The following is a 3,914-nucleotide window of genomic DNA, read 5'->3' on the forward strand; positions in this document are numbered from 1 at the left end:
CGTCGCCCCAACACGCCTCCACTCCCATAATGAATATCGCACTTGATCTGGGGTATGGCTCTATCGGACCATTCAATCGCGCGTTCAAGCGCCACACCGGGCTGACGCCGACGCAATACCGGGCCCAATTTCACAATCGGCTATAAGTTTTTGAAATCGGCAAGACTTTTTCCCATGTAAAACAGATAGTTACTCCCGTGCCTGAAAGTCCACACATACTGTTGACGCATGGAGATCGACAATGAAATTACTTCTGATAACCACGTTTTTACTGCTACTGGCATCGCTGTCGTCGGCCCAGAGCTTTTACCCTGTACCGGACTATCGCGACTACGGCATTCCCAACCCGCAAGAGCAGACGCAAGAGATTGACGCCTTTATCCTCGAATTTCGAAAAGCATGGCGTAATCAAGACGCAGCCGCCGTAGCCGCTTCACACACGCAGGATGTGGAGTGGATCAATGCGTTTGGCCGCACGTTTCGTGGACGGGACAATCTCCAGGTGTTTCTGGAGACCGTTCTTTTCCCCGGCTTTTCTCCTGCACAGTGGCAAGAGGCCATGGCCTCCTATCGTCCGGTATCCAGGCACTATTTGGGGGAGGTTGTTGTTATCAACAGTCAGTTGCACAGCTCGCCCGGATCAGCGGTCGACGGAGATCAGCGCCGGGTGTCCCTGAACTTTGTCCTGGTCAGACAAGCCGGGCAGTGGCAGATAGCACAACAGATCATCTCGGACCTCAGGCCGCGCCGCACACCCGGTCAATAAGGAGCAACGGTACAATGCGTATACTGATAGTCCTGACATGGCTTTTGGCACTCCCCACAGGTGCCAACGAACAGCGGGTAACCAATGGTTCAGGTCACTACACCTACTCATCTGGCGCTGGCCAGCAGCAAACCCGACTCAAGGTCTACTACCACCAGCCCGACTCTTTTGCGCCCTCCTCACCTGTACTCCTGGTGTTGCCCGGTGCCGGACGCAATGCATGGGACTACCGGGATGCCTGGAAAACCGCATCCGAGAAATACGGAGTGCTGGTCATCTCGCCACACTACGCAGAGGAACGGTACCCGGAGTTCTGGAACTACAATATCGCGGGAATGCTTACCAATGTGACGATCAATGAAGCCAGGACCGGGTTCGCAAGCTACGAGATCACTCAGAACCCACGACGATGGCTTTTCAAGGATTTTGACGGCATTTTCCTGGATGCCCGCAAGCGGTTCGGAATCGATGCGGACCGCTACGATATGTTCGGGCACTCCGCAGGTGGCCAAATAATCCACCGGTTCGCACTGTTTGGTACCAGCGTCCATGCGGATCGGTTAATTGCCGCCAACGCCGGGTGGTACACACTACCGGACTTCGACGTCAAGTTTCCCTTTGGTTTAAAAGGGAGTCCCTTATCGGAAAAGACGCACCGTATAGCGTTCTCGAGAAATCTGGTGGTATTTCTCGGCGAGCTGGACAACGCCGATGAAACCCGGGGCCACCTTGCCCGGAACGATAAACTCGACGTGCAAGGGTTGCACCGTTTCTCGCGCGGCCAGTATTTTTACCGCGAATCAAAAGCCATTGCCGAGGATATAGACGCCGACTTTACGTGGCAAAAAATCCATGTACCAGGAGTGGGGCACGACTACCGTCGAATGAGCGAGAAAGCCGCTCAATACCTGTACACCCCAAAAAACCAAGAACATTCACGACAGGAACCACAATGAACCATAGTATCAAGAAGGTGTTTCAACGCTATTTGTCCCAACTGGATACAATAGTCGCCAAGATCCCTCCGGAAACGTTCGCATCGTCACTCGCTGACGACATGTTCAATCTGGAGACGAACGCCAAAATCGCGGCCAACTTTATACTTCGAGGGTATTGCCCGTTGATAAACAGGAAAATCGTCTCCTTCATCAAGGAGGAATCAGGCAAAGCGGCTATTCAAGCCCAAATAACGGAAACGGCAAATTACCTGAACGGTCTTCCAGAAGCTCAACAGCTCGACGCTACCAGACACTTGAGGGATAAAGCCGGCTTCTCTGAAGTAGACCTTCCGGAGCCCGAGTTCATATACCACTATATTATTCCAAATTTTCTGTTTCACGCGAGTATGGTCTATGCAATAGCCCGGGCAAACGGAGTCAAGCTGAGCAAGGGAGATTACGACGGTATTCATTCATACCCTGCAGGATTCTGCTTTTTGTAACGGATTTGAATTACCACGAAACTCACCACTCAGAGTCACTATAACCACCGCCGCACCAACAGGCGATAGTCCTGATATTCGACTCCGTAGGCCCGACCCAATGCGACTTCTTCGCGGCGCGCCTGCAGTACGATCACGACGGCGCCCACCAGCAGACAAAGCAGGGTGAACACGCTGGGGAAGGTCAGAAACAATCCCAACTGACCGAGAATGATGCCGATGAACAGAGGATTTCGGGTAAGCCCATAGGGGCCCTGAGTCAGAAGCGGCTGACGTTTGTCCGGGTCGATACCGGAGCGCCAGTCATTGCGCATATAGGCGTGGACGTAACTGACGATGCCGTAGGACACCAGCAGCATTGCCATGCCGGCCAGTAGCACCGGCGCCTGATAGAGCGCGGGGAAGACGCCGAGCCAAGGATCGATGGGCCAGACGATACGAGCCAGACACACCCCCAGAATGGCGGCGCGGAACAGGTTGAACGTCTGCCGGTACCACCAGGTGGCGGAGCCCCGGTTGCCGTAGCGAATGTGGCTGATGCCGGTACGCTTCCACAGGCCAACACTGGTGCTGGTGTAGTGCACCCCTATAAAGAGGAAATACAGCCCTAGGAAGTGTCTGGAGAGCTGATCGATATCGTACATGGAGTGTTCCTATTATCTCTCTAGCGCCCCGATACTAACGAACTGCCCAGGGCTGTGGCCAGTCAAATCTGGTTGATAGCGCAATCTTTACAATTCTCTGGAAACCCGTGTTGACGCTTCAACCGCGAAGGGCAGACTCAATGCATATTCACAGGAACCCTGACATACTGTATCTGTCCAGACTTGTCAGTAAACTGTCACTATCGATTGGGTGGATTGGAGTCTCGTTTAATGGGCAGCCTGCCAAATAATGATCACCGAAGTATCCCTGAGGTGCTGGCGGGGCCCGTGCTACGCCGTTGCACTACCGACCGCCTGACGCTCTGGCTGGTCGCACGTCGGCAACTGTGCCTCAGGGTCCGCCTCTCCGATTCAGAAGGTCAGTATCTTGATCGAGAGGTACACCCCTCTGAGCAGCAAGTACTGCGCGTCGGTCAGCACGCCTGGCTCTACTTGATAGAGCTGTCCCTGGATACACCGTTACCGACCGACACGCGATTGTCTTACGATGTGGGCCTTTCGAGCGACCCGGCAGAGGAGCCCAGGTGGATAGCGGACTGGGCGCCCCACTTGTGTTACAGGGGCGACCTGACCCCCGGGTTCACGCTCTGTTCGCGAGCCACACGAGTGCTTCACGGCTCTTGCCGTCGCCCTCACCACAAGGCCCGGGATGGCCTTGCTCGAGTGGATCACGAGTTACAGAAAGCAAGGGAGGAAGGAAGCCCTCCCGCGCTTCTGATGCTGACCGGCGATCAGGTCTACGTCGATGACGTTGCCGGCCCCATGCTGCACGCCATACATTGCGTTATTCAACGACTGGGCCTGTATGAGGAGCAATTGGAAGGCGCCTCTGTCGACTCCAGCGCCGAGTTGGGGTCGCTAGCACATGGTTACTACCATCGGGAAAAATTGCTGCCCAGCACTCAATCCAACGAGAGTCTGGCCGAACGGTTTTTCGGTGGTGTCCGCAAACCCGTATTCACCACAGCACACGCGGGCAATCACCTGATTTCGTTCGCGGAAGTATTCGCAATGTATTTGCTGGTTTGGTCTCCCGCACCTT

The 3,914-nt window shown here is 54.7% G+C and carries 5 protein-coding genes and 1 pseudogene; 5 read left to right on the plus strand and 1 reads right to left on the minus strand.

The annotated features are described in order from the left end of the window. Positions 1 to 26 precede the first annotated feature (26 nt). The 4 genes from B3520_RS17530 to B3520_RS10310 all read left to right on the plus strand — a co-directional run bounded on the left by B3520_RS17530 (position 27) and on the right by B3520_RS10310 (position 2,207). Complete coding sequence (locus B3520_RS17530) at positions 27 to 146, plus strand: helix-turn-helix domain-containing protein (protein WP_414673883.1); 120 nt, start codon at positions 27 to 29, stop codon at positions 144 to 146. 95 nt (positions 147 to 241) lie between these two features. Continuing rightward, a complete protein-coding gene (locus tag B3520_RS10300) occupies positions 242 to 766 on the plus strand; it encodes a YybH family protein (RefSeq protein ID WP_286804440.1) in 525 nt (174 codons plus the stop codon). Positions 767 to 780: 14 nt separating this feature from the next. Further along, positions 781 to 1,722 (plus strand): hypothetical protein, encoded by a 942-nt coding sequence (locus tag B3520_RS10305; RefSeq protein WP_286804439.1) that lies wholly within the window; start codon positions 781 to 783, stop codon positions 1,720 to 1,722. Then, positions 1,719 to 2,207 carry a DUF1993 family protein gene (locus tag B3520_RS10310; RefSeq protein WP_286804438.1) on the plus strand — a complete coding sequence of 163 codons (489 nt, stop codon included), beginning with the start codon at positions 1,719 to 1,721 and terminating at the stop codon, positions 2,205 to 2,207. The genes B3520_RS10305 and B3520_RS10310 overlap by 4 nt, the downstream gene beginning before the upstream one ends. A 38-nt stretch (positions 2,208 to 2,245) precedes the next feature. On the opposite strand, the gene B3520_RS10315 is transcribed toward B3520_RS10310, so the two are convergent. Next, the gene (locus tag B3520_RS10315; RefSeq protein WP_286804437.1) at positions 2,246 to 2,851 is read right to left on the minus strand and encodes a methyltransferase family protein; all 606 of its coding nucleotides are present in this window, start codon (positions 2,849 to 2,851) and stop codon (positions 2,246 to 2,248) included. 684 nt (positions 2,852 to 3,535) lie between these two features. Between B3520_RS10315 and B3520_RS17535 the strand changes: the two are divergent. Next, positions 3,536 to 3,914, plus strand: a pseudogene (locus B3520_RS17535) (alkaline phosphatase family protein); the annotation flags it as partial.

It is taken from the genome of Marinimicrobium sp. UBA4509, from assembly GCF_002388575.1.
Lineage (GTDB): Bacteria > Pseudomonadota > Gammaproteobacteria > Pseudomonadales > Cellvibrionaceae > Marinimicrobium > Marinimicrobium koreense.

Bases quoted from the DNA above. Each gene is read 5' to 3' on its own strand.
- B3520_RS10300 (WP_286804440.1), top strand. From the start codon at position 242: ATGAAATTACTTCTGATAACCACGTTTTTACTGCTACTGGCATCGCTG.
- B3520_RS10305 (WP_286804439.1), top strand. From the start codon at position 781: ATGCGTATACTGATAGTCCTGACATGGCTTTTGGCACTCCCCACAGGT.
- B3520_RS10310 (WP_286804438.1), top strand. From the start codon at position 1,719: ATGAACCATAGTATCAAGAAGGTGTTTCAACGCTATTTGTCCCAACTG.
- B3520_RS10315 (WP_286804437.1), bottom strand. From the start codon at position 2,851: ATGTACGATATCGATCAGCTCTCCAGACACTTCCTAGGGCTGTATTTC.